We start from the raw sequence: 13850 nt of genomic DNA on the forward strand, positions 1-13850 counted from the left end.
CGCCCTAGGAGCGCTCGTCCTCGGGCCCCCGGCGGGCCGCCGAGAGGGTCCAGGCCAGGTTGCCGAACGCCGCTCCGGCCGCGACCGCGGCGACGATCACCCCGCCGGTGGTCAGGCCGTCGCTGAACAGATGCGGGCGCTGGTCCAGGCTGTGCAGGCCGAAGCCGCACAGTTCGTAGACGCCGATGGCCGCGATGGCGAGGCTGACGAAGAGCAGGGTCAGGGTGGGTTTCAGGTCCCGCACATCGACGACCGGCGTCGACGCGGTCCCCGCCGGTTCGGACTCGGATCGTGTCTGGTGCATGTCTCCCCGATGAACTGGCTTGTGGCTGGGGGCGGTTGAAAACCTACGATACGTAGGCTGAGCCCGGTGCGGGCGGGATTGCCGTGCGGTTGCTCCCTGGGTGTGGACAACGACGGCCGGCCCCTCCGGGCGACGGCTCTGGCGTCCGGACTGGCGAGCGAGGCCGTGTGTACGACCCCCTCCATCATGGCCGACGGCTCAGTGCCGCAGCGCCGTCCCCACGTCGGCCCGTATGTCGCCGGACAGCTCGCGGTGGCTGCGGGCGGTGGCCCGGCCGGTCGCCCCGGCCGCCACGTCGTCGACGTCCACGATCACCGTGTCCTGCAGATCACCCTTCGCGTCACGGAAGTTGACCTGCACGGTGAAGGACTTCTTCCCGCCGGCGGTGTTCCTCGCGGACACCTCGGCCGTGGGTACGCCGTCCTTGCCGGTGGTGACCTTTCCCACCGAAACGTCCTTCTTGGCGTCCACCCCGCCCTTGACCTGGTCCAGCTTCCGCTTGGCCTCCGCCGTGGCCGAGGCCACCGTGCCGGAGGCGCGCGAGGCGAGGGAGGAGGCGGCCGAGGCGGCCTTGCTGGCCTGGCCGGAGGGGCTGCTGCCGTCCGAGCAGCCGGTCACCGCGACCGCGAGCGCCACCACCAGGGCCGCACCGGCCGCCCGCCGTGTCCCGCACCCAGCCATGCCAGCCTCCCGAATTCGGCTCCGCTGCCCCCAGTGAAGGCGGGGTCACCGCCGTCCGCACGCCGGGTGCGGCAGGCGTGGGGCGCGCACACCTGAACGGCCCACCGTCGCTCGCGCCCGCTCCGGGCCCGGGGTGTGCTGCTCCTAGGGCGCAGGGCACGGCTTCGAGGGAGGTGGACCGGCATGGCGGATCGGGAGCCGGGCGGCGACGAGATGGCCCGGCTGCGGGAGCGCGTCGACGCGCTGGAGTCCCGCCCGGCGCCCGTACGGCACCGCGCGCGCTCGGCGTGCGCGGCCGTCCTGATCGTTCTGGGCTGCCTGCTGGCCCCGCTGGCCCTGGTCGCCACCTGGACGGCCGACCTGGCGGACGACACCGACCAGTACGTCGCCACCGTCGCGCCCCTGGCCCACGACCCCGCCGTGCAGGACGCCGCCGCCGCCCGGATCACCGACGAGCTGATGCGGTACCTGGACCTGAGCGACCTGCTGAAGGACGTGGCCCCGGCCGACCGGCCCCGGCTGGAGAAGGCCCTCGGCGCGCTCGGGAAGTCGCTCGACGACGCGATCTCCGGGTTCGTCCAGGACAAGGCGCGCGAGGTCGTCGCGTCCGACACCTTCGCCCGCTTCTGGACCGACGCCAACCGCCGGCTGCACACCACGGTGGACAAGGCGCTGACCGGCAGCGGCGGGGGAGCGGTACGGATCGAGGGCGACGCGGTGACGGTCGATCTGGCCCCGGTCATCGAGCAGGTCAAGTCCCGGCTGGTGGACGCGGGTCTGAAGCCCGCGGCGAAGATCCCGGACGTGCACACGGACTTCACGGTCCTGCGGACGGAGAAGGTCGCCGATCTCCAGACGTACTTCCGGCTGCTGCAACTGGCCGGGGTGTGGCTGCCCGTCGTCGCCGCGCTGCTGCTCGCCGGCGGGGTGCTGCTGGCGGTCCGCCGCCGCCGGGCGCTGGTCGCGGCGGCCCTCGGCTTCGCCGTCACCGCCCTGCTGCTGGGCGTGGGCCTGACCGTCTTCCGGGCCTTCTACCTGGACGCGCTGCCCGCCTCGGTGTCTCAGCCCGCCGCGGGCGCGGTCTACGACACCCTGACCCGCTTCCTGCGCACGGCGGTACGGGCGGTGGTCGCCCTCGGTGTGGTCCTCGCCGTGGCCGCCTGGCTCAGCGGTCCCGGCCGCCATGCCCGCGCCCTGCGGCAGATCTGGCACGCGGGCATCGGCGCGGCCCGCGCCCAGACCGACCGCCTCGGCCTGCGCACCGGCCCGGTGGGCCCCTTCGTCCACCGCCACCGCGTCTGGCTCGGCTGGCTGCTGGTGGCGGGGGCGGTGGTGGCGTTCGTCCTGTGGCCGCATCCCACCGGCTGGGTGGTCGTGGGCATCGCCCTGGTCCTGCTGTTCGCGCTGGCGGTGGTGGACTTCGTGGGGGAGGAGCGGACGGGCTGAGCCGTCAGACGGCGTCGCGGCGGAGGCGGAGGCACGGGTGAACCCGCCCCCGGAGCCCTCCGCTCACGGCCACACCAAGCAGTACGGCTGATGCCCCGCCTCGTGCAGCCGGTGGCTGAAGTCCTGCCACTCGTGCAGGAGTTGGTACACGTTGAACGCGTCGCGGGGGCCCCCGCGGTCGGGGACGGTGGACCAGATGAAGGCGGCGGCGCCGACCGCTTCCTCGCCGATGTCGCGGAGGGGGTCGACGACGGTCATGGGGAGCTTGACCACGGCGTAGTCGGGGTGGAGGACGACGAGTTCCAGGGGCGGGACCTTGTGGAGGGGGACGCCCTCGATGCCGGTCAGCACCATCGCGGCCATCGTCTCCGGCTTGATCTTGGTGAACATGCCGTTCATGCCCAGCTCGTCGCCGCCGAGTTCCTCGGGACGCATCGAAATGGGGACGCGGGCGGCGGTCGCGCCGTCCGGCGCACCGAAGTATTTGTACGTCACCCCCACCCGACCACCATTTCTGCTCCCCGCCCCGAGGTCGGCGGTCCGGTCGCCCCGCTCGGGCTCACTCGGTAGACCCTGTGCCTGACGCGCGTCGGCCTGACGTGTTTCGGTCGCTTCCTCCGCCTCGCGCCGGTGCCTTCCCCGCCGGGCTCGTCGAGGACCCAGGTCGTCAGTCCCCTCGCCCAGTCCGCCACCGCGATGCATATCTCCACCCGAGTGCTTTTCTAGGACGCGTGGCCCCCGCCGCGCAACCCGATCATCGTGTCAGTGACCTCCCCCACGGCCGCCCGCCGAAACGTGCGGTGAAACCGAAGTCCGCAGGATCTTCCCGGTCTCAGATCACTACGTGCCGCGGAGGTGTGTGTATCAGGTGTCAGTCTCGCAGATCGTGAAACACCGGCCAGGAAGGTCGGCCGGATCGGCCCGCGGGAGCGACGGGAGGAGCGCCGGACCCCGCCCCGACGGGGCACGGCGCCGCCGCCGGGCCGCTCCGCCTACCCTGAGGGGGTCACCACCCCACCGGAGTCCGAGAAGTCGGAGAAGCCGCACGTCATGAGCGAAACGCCCTACCCCTACGACGCGCCCGCCTCGCAGGCGCTCTTCGACCGCGCCTCCGAGGTCACGCCGGGTGGCGTGAACTCGCCGGTGCGCGCCTTCCGCGCGGTCGGCGGCACGCCCCGGTTCATGGTCTCGGGCAGCGGGCCGTACCTGACCGACGCCGACGGGCGGGAGTACGTCGACCTGGTGTGCTCCTGGGGTCCGATGATCCTGGGCCACTCGCACCCCGAGGTCATCGCCGCCGTCCAGGAGGCGGTCGCGCGCGGCACCTCCTTCGGCACGCCCGGTGAGGGCGAGGTCGCGCTCGCCGAGGAGATCGTCGCCCGCGTCGAGCCGGTCGAGCAGGTCCGTCTCGTCAGCAGCGGCACCGAGGCCACCATGTCGGCGATCCGGCTGGCCCGCGGCTTCACCCGGCGGTCCAAGGTGATCAAGTTCGCCGGCTGCTACCACGGCCACGTCGACTCCCTGCTGGCCGCCGCCGGCTCGGGCCTCGCCACCTTCGCGCTGCCGGACACCCCCGGTGTCACCGGCGCGCAGGCGGGCGACACCATCGTGCTGCCGTACAACGACCTCGAGGCCGTGCAGGAGGCGTTCCACCGGCACCCCGGCGAGATCGCCTGCGTGATCACCGAGGCGTCGCCGGGCAACATGGGCGTCGTCCCGCCGGAGCCCGGTTTCAACCAGGGACTGAAGGACGCCTGCGCCAAGAACGGCGCGCTGTACATCTCCGACGAGGTGATGACCGGCTTCCGCACCTCCCGCGCCGGCTGGTACGGCGTCGACGGGGTGAAGCCCGACCTGATGACCTTCGGCAAGGTGATGGGCGGCGGCTTCCCCGCGGCCGCGTTCGGCGGGCGCGCCGACGTCATGGCGCACCTCGCCCCGGCCGGCCCGGTCTACCAGGCGGGCACCCTCTCCGGTAACCCGGTCGCCACCGCCGCCGGCCTCGCCCAGCTCCGGCTGCTGGACGACGCGGCGTACGACAAGGTCGACGCGGTCTCCGCGCAGATCCAGTCGCTGGTCACCGAGGCGCTCACCAAGGAGGGCGTGGCCCACCGGCTGCAGCACGCCTCCAACATGTTCTCGGTGTTCTTCACCGACCGGCAGGTGCGCACCTACGAGGACGCCAAGCGGCAGGAGTCGTTCCGCTTCACCGCGTTCTTCCACTCGCTGCTGGCGAACGGCGTGTACCTGCCGCCGTCGTCCTTCGAGTCCTGGTTCGTGTCCACGGCCCACGACGAGCGGGCCATCCAGAAGATCGCCGACGCCCTCCCGGCGGCGGCCCGAGCCGCCGCGGAGGCGACCGCGTGACCACCCCCGAGAGCAACACCGGTGAGAAGGACGTCACCGTCGTCCACCTGATGCGCCACGGCGAGGTGCACAACCCCGACGGCCTGCTGTACGGGCGGCTGCCCGGCTACCACCTGTCCGAGCTGGGCCGGAAGATGGCCGAGCGGGTCGCCGAGCACCTGGCCCCGCGCGACATCACCCATGTCGTCGCCTCCCCGCTGGAGCGGGCGCAGGAGACGGCCACCCCGATCGCCAAGGCGCACGGTCTCGACCTCGCCACCGATGCCCGGCTCATCGAGGCGGACAACGTCTTCCAGGGCAAGGCCTTCGGGGTCGGGGACGGCGCGCTGCGCAACCCGGACAACTGGAAGCACCTGGTCAACCCGTTCAAGCCGTCCTGGGGCGAGCCGTACGTCGACCAGGTGGTGCGGATGATGGGCGCGCTGAACGCGGCCAAGGACGCGGCGCGCGGGCACGAGGCGGTGCTGGTGAGCCATCAGCTCCCGATCTGGATCGTGCGCAGCTATGTCGAGCGGCGCCGGCTCTGGCACGACCCGCGCAAGCGGCAGTGCACGCTGGCCTCGCTGACGTCCTTCACCTACCTCGGCGACAAGATCGTGTCCGTCGGCTACAGCGAGCCCGCGATCGACCTGGTCCCGGCGCATCTGCGCGCGGGGGCCAAGCCGCAGAAGGGCTCCGGGGCGCAGGGCAAGGCTTTCGGCGCCTGAACCGGCCGATCGAGGAACCTCCCCGTTCGTCACATCATCTGACTGGGTGAATCCAGTGAGCGTGACGAATCGGGGAGCTTCATGCAGACCATCACCCGGCGGGGAATACTCGGCCTCGGCGCGGGTGCGGCGGCGGCCGGACTCGCCGGCTGCGGCACCTCCGCCTCCGTGGGCGGCGGCAAGCACCCGAGCGGTTCGGACAAGCCCTCGCCCAGCGGCAGCACCCCCGCCAAGGCCCGCCCCATCGGCGACGGCTCCACCGCCTTCACCGGCAGGCAGCCCCACCAGCCCGCCCGCCCCCAGCCGCTGGAGCCGGGTCAGACCCCGCCCCAGTTCGTGGTCTTCTCCTGGGACGGCGCCGGCGAGGTCGGCAACGGCCTCTTCCCGCGCTTCCTGGACCTGGCCAAGGAGCACGGCGTGAGCATGACCTTCTTCCTCTCCGGGCTGTACCTGCTGCCCGAGTCGAAGAAGCGCCTCTACCACCCGCCGAACAACCCGCGCGGCGCCTCCGACATCGGCTACCTCACCGACGAGCACGTTAAGGCCACGCTGACCAACGTGCGCCGGGCCTGGCTCGAGGGCCACGAGATCGGCACCCACTTCAACGGGCACTTCTGCGGCGGCTCCGGCACGGTCGGCAACTGGACGCCCGCCCAGTGGCGCAGCGAGATCGAGCAGGCCAAGAAGTTCGTCAAGGAGTGGCGCACCAACACCGGCTGGACCGACCTGCCCGCGCTGCCCTTCGACTACGACAAGGAACTCGTCGGCGGCCGCACCCCCTGCCTGCTCGGCCAGGACAACCTGCTGCCGACCGCCCGCGAGCTGGGCTGGCGCTACGACGCCTCCTCGCCCGGCGGCCGCCAGACGTGGCCGGTCAAGCGCCAGGGCATCTGGGACCTGCCCCTCCAGCAGGTGCCGTTCCCCGGGCACTCCTTCGAGGTGCTGTCCATGGACTACAACATGCTGGCCAACCAGTCGGTCAACTCGACCAAGGCCCCGTCCTACAACTACCCGGGCTGGCGCAAGCAGTCGGCGCAGGCGTACATCAGCGGCTTCCAGCGCGCGTACGAGACCAACCGGGCGCCGTTCTTCATCGGCAACCACTTCGAGGAGTGGAACGGCGGGATCTACATGGACTCCGTCGAGGAGGCGTTCAAGCACATCGCGCGCGAGAAGGAGAAGGGCGCCGACGTGCGGCTGGTCTCGTTCCGGCAGTTCACCGACTGGCTGGACGTCCAGCGGCCCGAGGTGCTGGAGAAGCTGCGCACCCTGGAGGTCGGCCAGAAGCCGGCCGGGGGCTGGAGGACGTTCCTGGCGGCGGAGAGCCCCACCGCGGGCGACAAGAGCCCCGGCCCGGACGCCGCGTGACGATACGTCCGTAATGTCCGGTGTAAATGCCCCCTGAAAGGCACTTTTCGGCCCGGCAGGGGGGCGGGCGAAACTGCCGGAACCGCCATGCGAAACTTTTCACATGAGTACCCGTAGCCGCGCCGCCCTGCTCGGTGCCGTGGCCGCCGCCGCGGCCCTGACCCTGTCCGCGTGCGGCAGCGGCGGGACCTCCGGCGGTGGCGGCGACACCAACTTCGTCACCGGCCACAACGGCATAGACACCGCCGCGAAGAGCGAGCGCGCCAAGGCCCCCGCCCTGTCCGGCAGGACGATCGACGGCAAGACCCTCGACATCGCCGACTACCAGGGCAAGGTCGTCGTCCTCAACGTCTGGGGCTCCTGGTGCGGACCGTGCCGGGAGGAGGCCAAGTACTTCTCCAAGGTCTCCATGGCGTACGCCGGCAAGGGAGTGCAGTTCGTCGGGATCAACACCCGTGACACCAGCACCACCCCGGCCCTCGCCTTCGAGAAGGCCAACGGGATCACGTACCCGAGCCTGTACGACCCGACCGGCAAGCTGATGCTCCGCTTCCCCAAGGGCACGCTCAACCCGCAGCTCATCCCCTCCACGCTGATCCTGGACCGGGACGGGAAGGTCGCCGCGCGGGCGCTGGAGGCGCTCGACGACACGGGCCTGCTGAAGATGCTCAAGCCGGTCCTGGCGGAGAAGTGACGTGAGCGCCCTGCTGACGCTCGCCGCCGTGACGAGCCGGAACGAGACCGTGCTCAACGGCGCCCTGCTGCTCGCCCTGCCCGTCGCGGTGCTGGGCGGGCTGGTCTCGTTCTTCTCGCCCTGCGTGCTCCCGCTGGTCCCCGGCTACCTCTCCTACGTGACCGGCGTCACCGGCACCGACCTGGCCGACGCCCGGCGCGGCCGGATGACCGCCGGCGCCGCCCTCTTCGTCCTCGGCTTCACCGTGGTGTTCGTCTCCGGCGGCGCCCTGTTCGGGTACTTCGGGCAGACGCTCCAGGGCTACAAGGACGTGCTCACCCACGTCCTGGGCGTCCTGATGATCCTGCTCGGCATCTTCTTCATGGGCCTGATGCCCTGGCTGACCCAGCGCGAGTTCCGCTTCCACAAGCGCCCCGCGACCGGCCTGATCGGCGCGCCGGTGCTCGGCGCGCTCTTCGGGATCGGCTGGACGCCCTGCATCGGCCCGACCCTCGCCTCCGTCGTCGCCCTCTCCTCCCAGCAGGCGAGCGCGGGCCGGGGCGCGATACTGACCGTCGCGTACTGCCTCGGGCTCGGCGTGCCCTTCGTGCTCACCGCGATCGCCTTCCGCAAGGCGCTCGGCGCCTTCGGCTGGGTCAAACGCCACTATGTCTGGGTGATGCGCGCCGGCGGCACGATGATGATCGTGACCGGCGTGCTGCTGCTGACCGGTGCCTGGGACAGCCTGGTGCAGGAGATGCAGACCTGGTCCGACGGCTTCTCTGTGGGGATCTGAACGATGAGCGACACCGAAACCGAGCAGAGCCAGGACCAGGAGGGTCTCGGCGCGGCCGGACAGCAGCTCTCCACCGCGCCCCAGGAGGACACCGGCGCCCTGCCGGGCTTCGGCGTCATCGGCTGGGCCCGCTGGTTCTGGCGGCAGCTCACCTCCATGCGGGTCGCGCTGCTGCTGCTCCTGCTGCTCTCCCTCGGCGCGATCCCCGGCTCGCTGATCCCGCAGACCGGCGCGGACGCGAGCAAGGTCGAGGCGTTCCGGGTGGCGCACACCACGCTGGCGCCGGTCTACGACAAGCTCGGGCTGTTCCACGTGTACAGCTCGGTGTGGTTCTCCGCGATCTACATCCTGCTGTTCGTCTCGCTCATCGGCTGCATCGTGCCGCGCACCTGGCAGTTCGTCGGCCAGCTCCGCGGCCGCCCGCCGGGCGCCCCGCGCCGCCTGGACCGGCTGCCCGCGTACACCACCTGGCGCACCACCGCCGACCCCGAGCAGGTGCGCGCCGACGCGCTCGCCCTGCTGCGGAAGCGCCGCTTCCGCGCGCACACCGCGGGGGACGCGGTCGCCGCCGAGAAGGGGTACCTGCGCGAGCTGGGCAACCTGGCCTTCCACATCGCGCTGATCGTGCTGCTGATCGCCTTCGCCTCCGGCCAGCTGTTCAAGTCCGACGGCACCAAGCTGGTGGTCGAGGGCGACGGCTTCTCCAACGCGCTGCCGATGTACGACGACTTCAAGTCCGGCAGCCTGTTCCGCAACGACGACCTGGTGCCGTTCAGCTTCGACCTCAAGGACTTCAAGGGCACCTACGAGCTGTCCGGCCCCAACCGCGGTACCCCGCGCACCTTCGAGGCGAAGATCGACTACAGCGTCGGCGCGGACGGGAGGACCCGCGCCAAGACGGTGCAGGTCAACGAGCCGCTGAAGATCGACGACTCCAAGGTCTACCTGGTCAGCCACGGCTACGCGCCCGTCATCACCGTCCGCGACGGCAAGGGCAAGGTGGTCTACAAGGACGCCGTGCCGCTGCTCCCGCTGGACGGCAACGTCACCTCGCAGGGCGTCATCAAGGTCATGGACGGCTACCACGACGCCAAGGGCCGGTACGACCAGCTCGGCATCCGGGCCTTCTTCCTGCCGACCTACGGCGGCGGCGCCTCCGTCCTCTCCCAGTTCCCCGCGCTGCTCAACCCGGTGCTCAACCTGGAGCCGTACCACGGCGACCTCGGGGTGAACTCGGGACTGCCGCAGAGCGTGTACCAGCTCGACAAGAAGCACATGAAGGGCTTCGAGGACGCCGACGGCAAGCAGCTGCGGGCCAACCTCAAGCCGGGGCAGACCATGAAGCTGCCCGGCGGTGCCGGCACCGTCACGTTCGAGAAGGACGTCAAGGAATGGGCCGGCTTCCAGATCGTCCAGGAGCCGGGCGGCGCCTGGGCCCTGGGCGGCGCCGTCGTCGCGATCCTCGGCCTCGCCGCGTCCCTCTTCATCCAGCGCCGCCGGATCTGGGTGCGGGCCGTGCGCGGCGCCGACGGGGTCACGGTGGTCGAGATGGCCGGGCTCGGCCGCAGCGAGTCCGCCAAGGTCCCCGAGGAACTGGGCGACCTCGCCGGAACCCTCTACGACCGCGCGCCGGGCGCCCCCGACACCCACGAAGACGTATCCCACGCCGTACCTGCCGAAGGGGCTGAGCAGTGACTCTCGCCGCCGCAACCGACCTGGCCGCCGCGACCAACGAGCATCTGGCGAGCATCAGCAACACGCTCATCTACTCCTCGATGGCCGTGTACACGCTGGCCTTCTTCGCCTACATCGCCGAGTGGCTGTTCGGCAGCCGCAGCAAGGTCGGCCGCACGGCCGCCGCGCTCACCGCCGACGCCAAGCCGGCCCGGAGCGCTCCCGCCGTCACCGTGAAGCAGGCGGGCGGCACCACCGTGCTGGAGCGCCCGCAGGTCGTCGTGCGCTCCGCCGCCGGTACCCGTGACGTGCCGGACGGGCCCGGCGCCCACGGCGGCGACGCCCAGGGCGACATGTACGGCCGGATCGCGATCTCCCTGACCGTGCTCGCCTTCCTGGTGGAGCTGGCCGGTGTGGTCGCCCGCGCGGCCTCCGTGCAGCGCGCCCCGTGGGGCAACATGTACGAGTTCAACCTGACCATCTCCACGGTCGCGGTCGGCGTCTACCTGGGCCTGCTCGCGCTCAAGAAGAACGTGCGCTGGCTCGGCCTGTTCCTGGTCACCACCGTCCTGCTGGACCTCGGCCTCGCCGTCACCGTGCTCTACACCGCCAGTGACCAGCTCGTCCCGGCGCTGCACTCGTACTGGCTGTACATCCACGTCTCCACCGCCATCTTCTGCGGCGCGGTGTTCTACGTGGGCGCGGTCGCCACGATCCTGTACCTCTTCAAGGACTCCTACGAGAACAAGCTGGAGAGCGGCGGCACGCCGGGTACCTTCGCCCGCTCGGTGCTGGAGCGGCTGCCCGCCTCGGCGTCGCTGGACAAGTTCGCCTACCGGGTCAACGCGGCCGTCTTCCCCCTGTGGACGTTCACGATCATCGCGGGCGCGATCTGGGCGGGCGACGCCTGGGGCCGGTACTGGAACTGGGACCCCAAGGAGACCTGGTCCTTCATCACCTGGGTCGCCTACGCCTGCTACCTGCACGCCCGCGCCACGGCCGGCTGGAAGGGCCGCAAGGCCGCCTACCTGGCGATGATCGCCTTCGGCTGCTGGCTGTTCAACTACTACGGGGTCAACATCTTCGTCAGCGGCAAGCACTCGTACGCGGGCGTCTGAGCGCGGGGTCGTGGAGACTGGGGGCATGCACGGTTCCATCGAACAGGGCATGAGCCAGACGCACGGCAACACGCACATCAGGCACTTCCTGGTGCGGCTGCCGAGGTCCGTGGAGGAGGTCTGGCCCGCGGTTGCCGCCGCCGAGGGCCTGTCCGCCTGGTGCACCCCGGTCGACGTGCTCGAACCCCGCCTCGACGGCACGGTCGCGCTGCGCGACCTGGGCGCCGGGCGGATCACCGCCTGGGACGTGGACCGGGTCGCGGAGTACAGCGTCGAGCGCGGCGGCAGGCTGCGGTTCCACCTCGAACGCGACGGCGAGGACGGCAGCACCCTGCGCTTCACCCACGAGTACCAGGGCGAGGGCGCGTCGGAAGCGGAGTGGCGGAATCGCTTCGAACGGCTGATCGGCTACTGGGGGTCAGACGAGCGGAGCGGTGAGCAGGTCCCGTAGCCGCTCCACATACAGGCCCATGTTCTTGGCCGCCACGTCCGTGTCCGGGTGGCGGCTGGCCAGCCAGAGGCCGTCGTGCAGCCGGTTGACCCACACGCACACCTGATCGCCGTACGACACCCGCAGCAGGGCGTGCGCGTTCTGCTCCGCCCAGCGGGACGCGCCCGGAATGCCGCGGGTGTCGACGAAGGAGACGATCGAGTACAGGTCCGGCGAGGTCGGCCGGAAGTCCGCGCCCAGCAGGCTCAGCACCCGGGCCAGCGGCATCCGGGCCAGCGTGCGGTTGGCCTGGAGCTGCGCGCGCACCTCCCGCAGGGTGGCGGCCAGGTCGGGCGCGTGGCCGAGCGGCACCTCGATGGGGGCGCCCCCGACGAACCAGCCCACCGAGTCGTTCCACTGGGACTTCACCCGGGTGTGGAACGGCACCACCGTCCGGTACACCGACTGCTCGCCCAGCTCCTGCACGATCAGCGCGGTCGCCGCCAGCAGCCCGACCAGACTGCCCCCGTACGGCCGGCAGTACGCCTCGAACGCGGCCGCCGCCTCCGCGTCCACCAGCGGCTCGCAGATCATCCGCTGCGGCGGCAGCGGGCCGCCGGGCTCCACCCCCAGCTCGACCGGGAACGAGGGCAGCGTGCCGTCGCAGCGCCGGATGAACTCCCGCCAGCGGGTCACCGTCTCGTGCCCGCCGTCCAGCCGGTCGGCGTCCGCCCGCTCGATCTCGCAGAAGTCCACGTAACTGGCCGCCGGGGTGCGCACCACCGGCCCGCGCCCCTGACGACCCGCGGTGTACAGCTCCTCGATCTCGGCCGGGATGCCGTGCAGCGAGTAGGCGTCCACATTGCTGTGGTCGAAGGCGAGGAAGACGGTGGCCGAGTCGTCCCGGACCACGGCCGCGTAGATCAGGTTGGGCCAGCGCAGCGCGTCCGCGACCGTGTCGAAGCGGGACTGGAGATGCGCGGTCAGCGCGGCCGCGTCCCCGAAGTCGCCGACCGCCTCCCGGCGCAGGGTGACGTCGTCGGCGTCCAGGGTGAAGCGGCGCAGCTCGTCGCCGTCCTCGCCCGCCCAGCGGAAGCCGCTGCGCAGCGTCTCGTGCCGGACCGTCCAGGCCCGCAGCGACTCCTGGAGCACGTCGAGGTCGACCGGTCCGGCCAGGTCGAAGGAGGTGCCGAGCCAGGTCGGCACGAACAGGCCGTCCTCCCGGACGTGCCGGGCCGTGCGGATGTGCGACTCCTGGATGTAGGCGGGCGGGCGGGAGTCCTCCGGCAGGCCGTGCGCCGTGGCGACGGTCGCCGGACTCAGCGTCCACTCCACGAGCCGCCCCGGCCGGACCTCGCAGCGCTGGATGTCAGTGATTCGCACGCGTCTCCGATCGCAGAAGGGGACCCCGGTGTGGTGGGGCCCCCGTCAAGGGAATGCCGTCGCACGCGGTGGAGACATGCCCGCGCGGGGCTTTTCAGCGGAACGGATGGCGGGCCGAACGCGTGACCGTGCGCCGCCGGCGCTCTTTCAGACCCCGATGTCCTCGTTCCACAGCTCGGGGTTCCCGGCCACGAACTCCCGCATCAGCGCGCCGCATTCGGGATCGTCCAGCAGCACGACCTCCACGCCGTGCGCGGCCAGCCACTCGTGCCCGCCGCTGAAGGTCCCCGCCTCGCCGACCACGACCCGCGAGATCCCGAACTGCCGCACCAGCCCGGAGCAGTACCAGCACGGCGACAGCGTGGTCACCATGGTGGTCCCCCGGTACGACCGCCGCCGCCCCGCGTCCCGGAAGGCCGCCGTCTCCGCGTGCGTGGCCGGGTCCCCGTCCTGCACCCGCCGGTTGCGCCCCCGACCGAGCACCTCGCCGTCCGGGCCGTAGAGCGCGGCCCCGATCGGGATGCCGCCCTCCGCGTGCCCCGCCCGCGCCTCGTCGACGGCGGTACGCAGCCAGTGCCGTGCCTGCTCCAGCTCCATGGGGGCCCTCACTCCGTGTCCGGCTCGTCCTTCTTCAGGGAGCGCAGGAAGTCCGGGTTGTCGTCGGGGGCCACCCAGGTCGGGGCCGGACCGGCCGCCTGGCGGACCTTGCCGGTGATCAGCCAGGCCAGCGGGCCGACCAGGACCTCGCCGAAGAGCAGCACGATGAACACCCAGGCCACCTTCGGCAGGTGGCGGACCTCGTCCTCGGGGGTGTTCAGACAGTCCACGAACGCGTAGATCCACAGGGCCAGGACCAGCAGGAACGGCAGATACCTGAGCATGGTCGCGCGATCTCCCCACGGT

The 13850-nt window shown here is 71.5% G+C and carries 15 protein-coding genes; 9 read left to right on the plus strand and 6 right to left on the minus strand.

Annotated features, from left to right (window positions below):
• Window positions 1–4 precede the first annotated feature (4 nt).
• Window positions 5–304 (minus strand): hypothetical protein, encoded by a 300-nt coding sequence (locus tag EV284_RS06180; protein ID WP_130331225.1) that lies wholly within the window; start codon window positions 302–304, stop codon window positions 5–7.
• A 198-nt stretch (window positions 305–502) separates the two neighbouring features.
• Complete coding sequence (locus EV284_RS06185) at window positions 503–985, minus strand: hypothetical protein (protein WP_130331227.1); 483 nt, start codon at window positions 983–985, stop codon at window positions 503–505.
• Between the two features lie 183 nt (window positions 986–1168).
• Between EV284_RS06185 and EV284_RS06190 the strand changes: the two genes are divergently transcribed.
• Window positions 1169–2431: a hypothetical protein gene (locus tag EV284_RS06190; protein ID WP_207228954.1), complete on the plus strand. Its 1263-nt coding sequence runs from the start codon at window positions 1169–1171 to the stop codon at window positions 2429–2431.
• 63 nt (window positions 2432–2494) lie between these two features.
• Here EV284_RS06190 and EV284_RS06195 read toward each other — a convergent pair whose 3' ends face one another.
• Window positions 2495–3133 carry a hypothetical protein gene (locus tag EV284_RS06195; RefSeq protein ID WP_202460864.1) on the minus strand — a complete coding sequence of 213 codons (639 nt, stop codon included), beginning with the start codon at window positions 3131–3133 and terminating at the stop codon, window positions 2495–2497.
• A gap of 348 nt (window positions 3134–3481) precedes the next feature.
• On the opposite strand from EV284_RS06195, the gene hemL reads away from it, so the two are divergent.
• From hemL to EV284_RS06240, 8 genes are all read left to right on the plus strand, one after another.
• Complete coding sequence (gene hemL, locus EV284_RS06205; protein ID WP_130331231.1) at window positions 3482–4798, plus strand: glutamate-1-semialdehyde 2,1-aminomutase; 1317 nt, start codon at window positions 3482–3484, stop codon at window positions 4796–4798.
• Window positions 4799–4848: 50 nt separating this feature from the next.
• Window positions 4849–5505: a histidine phosphatase family protein gene (locus EV284_RS06210; protein ID WP_130332900.1), complete on the plus strand. Its 657-nt coding sequence runs from the start codon at window positions 4849–4851 to the stop codon at window positions 5503–5505.
• A gap of 81 nt (window positions 5506–5586) precedes the next feature.
• Window positions 5587–6873, plus strand: coding sequence for a hypothetical protein (locus EV284_RS06215; protein WP_130331233.1), 1287 nt, complete (start codon window positions 5587–5589; stop codon window positions 6871–6873).
• 103 nt (window positions 6874–6976) lie between these two features.
• The gene (locus tag EV284_RS06220) at window positions 6977–7567 is read left to right on the plus strand and encodes a TlpA disulfide reductase family protein (protein ID WP_207228955.1); all 591 of its coding nucleotides are present in this window, start codon (window positions 6977–6979) and stop codon (window positions 7565–7567) included.
• Between the two features lies 1 nt (window position 7568).
• Complete coding sequence (locus EV284_RS06225) at window positions 7569–8342, plus strand: cytochrome c biogenesis protein CcdA (protein WP_207228956.1); 774 nt, start codon at window positions 7569–7571, stop codon at window positions 8340–8342.
• A 3-nt stretch (window positions 8343–8345) separates the two neighbouring features.
• Window positions 8346–10037 carry a cytochrome c biogenesis protein ResB gene (locus tag EV284_RS06230; protein ID WP_130331235.1) on the plus strand — a complete coding sequence of 564 codons (1692 nt, stop codon included), beginning with the start codon at window positions 8346–8348 and terminating at the stop codon, window positions 10035–10037.
• Window positions 10034–11134 carry a c-type cytochrome biogenesis protein CcsB gene (gene ccsB, locus EV284_RS06235; protein WP_130331237.1) on the plus strand — a complete coding sequence of 367 codons (1101 nt, stop codon included), beginning with the start codon at window positions 10034–10036 and terminating at the stop codon, window positions 11132–11134. The genes EV284_RS06230 and ccsB overlap by 4 nt, the downstream gene beginning before the upstream one ends.
• Before the next feature lie 25 nt (window positions 11135–11159).
• The gene (locus EV284_RS06240; RefSeq protein ID WP_130331239.1) at window positions 11160–11585 is read left to right on the plus strand and encodes an SRPBCC family protein; all 426 of its coding nucleotides are present in this window, start codon (window positions 11160–11162) and stop codon (window positions 11583–11585) included.
• Here EV284_RS06240 and EV284_RS06245 read toward each other — a convergent pair.
• From EV284_RS06245 to EV284_RS06255, 3 genes are all read right to left on the minus strand, one after another.
• Window positions 11553–12947 (minus strand): condensation domain-containing protein, encoded by a 1395-nt coding sequence (locus EV284_RS06245; RefSeq protein ID WP_130331241.1) that lies wholly within the window; start codon window positions 12945–12947, stop codon window positions 11553–11555. The two genes, EV284_RS06240 and EV284_RS06245, sit on opposite strands and share 33 nt — an antisense overlap.
• A gap of 147 nt (window positions 12948–13094) precedes the next feature.
• Entirely contained in the window at window positions 13095–13544 is a 450-nt protein-coding gene (locus EV284_RS06250) for a nucleoside deaminase (protein WP_130331243.1), read from the minus strand.
• Window positions 13545–13552: 8 nt separating this feature from the next.
• Complete coding sequence (locus EV284_RS06255) at window positions 13553–13828, minus strand: PLD nuclease N-terminal domain-containing protein (RefSeq protein WP_130331245.1); 276 nt, start codon at window positions 13826–13828, stop codon at window positions 13553–13555.
• Window positions 13829–13850: the final 22 nt, after the last annotated feature.

Origin of the sequence: Streptomyces sp. BK022, assembly GCF_004217355.1 — a bacterium.
Classification (GTDB): domain Bacteria; phylum Actinomycetota; class Actinomycetes; order Streptomycetales; family Streptomycetaceae; genus Streptomyces; species Streptomyces griseoluteus.

Bases quoted from the DNA above. Each gene is read 5' to 3' on its own strand.
- EV284_RS06180 (WP_130331225.1), bottom strand. From the start codon at position 304: ATGCACCAGACACGATCCGAGTCCGAACCGGCGGGGACCGCGTCGACG.
- EV284_RS06220 (WP_207228955.1), top strand. From the start codon at position 6,977: ATGAGTACCCGTAGCCGCGCCGCCCTGCTCGGTGCCGTGGCCGCCGCC.
- hemL (WP_130331231.1), top strand. From the start codon at position 3,482: ATGAGCGAAACGCCCTACCCCTACGACGCGCCCGCCTCGCAGGCGCTC.
- EV284_RS06230 (WP_130331235.1), top strand. From the start codon at position 8,346: ATGAGCGACACCGAAACCGAGCAGAGCCAGGACCAGGAGGGTCTCGGC.
- EV284_RS06195 (WP_202460864.1), bottom strand. From the start codon at position 3,133: ATGCATCGCGGTGGCGGACTGGGCGAGGGGACTGACGACCTGGGTCCT.
- EV284_RS06255 (WP_130331245.1), bottom strand. From the start codon at position 13,828: ATGCTCAGGTATCTGCCGTTCCTGCTGGTCCTGGCCCTGTGGATCTAC.
- EV284_RS06250 (WP_130331243.1), bottom strand. From the start codon at position 13,544: ATGGAGCTGGAGCAGGCACGGCACTGGCTGCGTACCGCCGTCGACGAG.
- EV284_RS06210 (WP_130332900.1), top strand. From the start codon at position 4,849: ATGCGCCACGGCGAGGTGCACAACCCCGACGGCCTGCTGTACGGGCGG.
- EV284_RS06190 (WP_207228954.1), top strand. From the start codon at position 1,169: ATGGCGGATCGGGAGCCGGGCGGCGACGAGATGGCCCGGCTGCGGGAG.
- EV284_RS06215 (WP_130331233.1), top strand. From the start codon at position 5,587: ATGCAGACCATCACCCGGCGGGGAATACTCGGCCTCGGCGCGGGTGCG.
- EV284_RS06185 (WP_130331227.1), bottom strand. From the start codon at position 985: ATGGCTGGGTGCGGGACACGGCGGGCGGCCGGTGCGGCCCTGGTGGTG.
- EV284_RS06240 (WP_130331239.1), top strand. From the start codon at position 11,160: ATGCACGGTTCCATCGAACAGGGCATGAGCCAGACGCACGGCAACACG.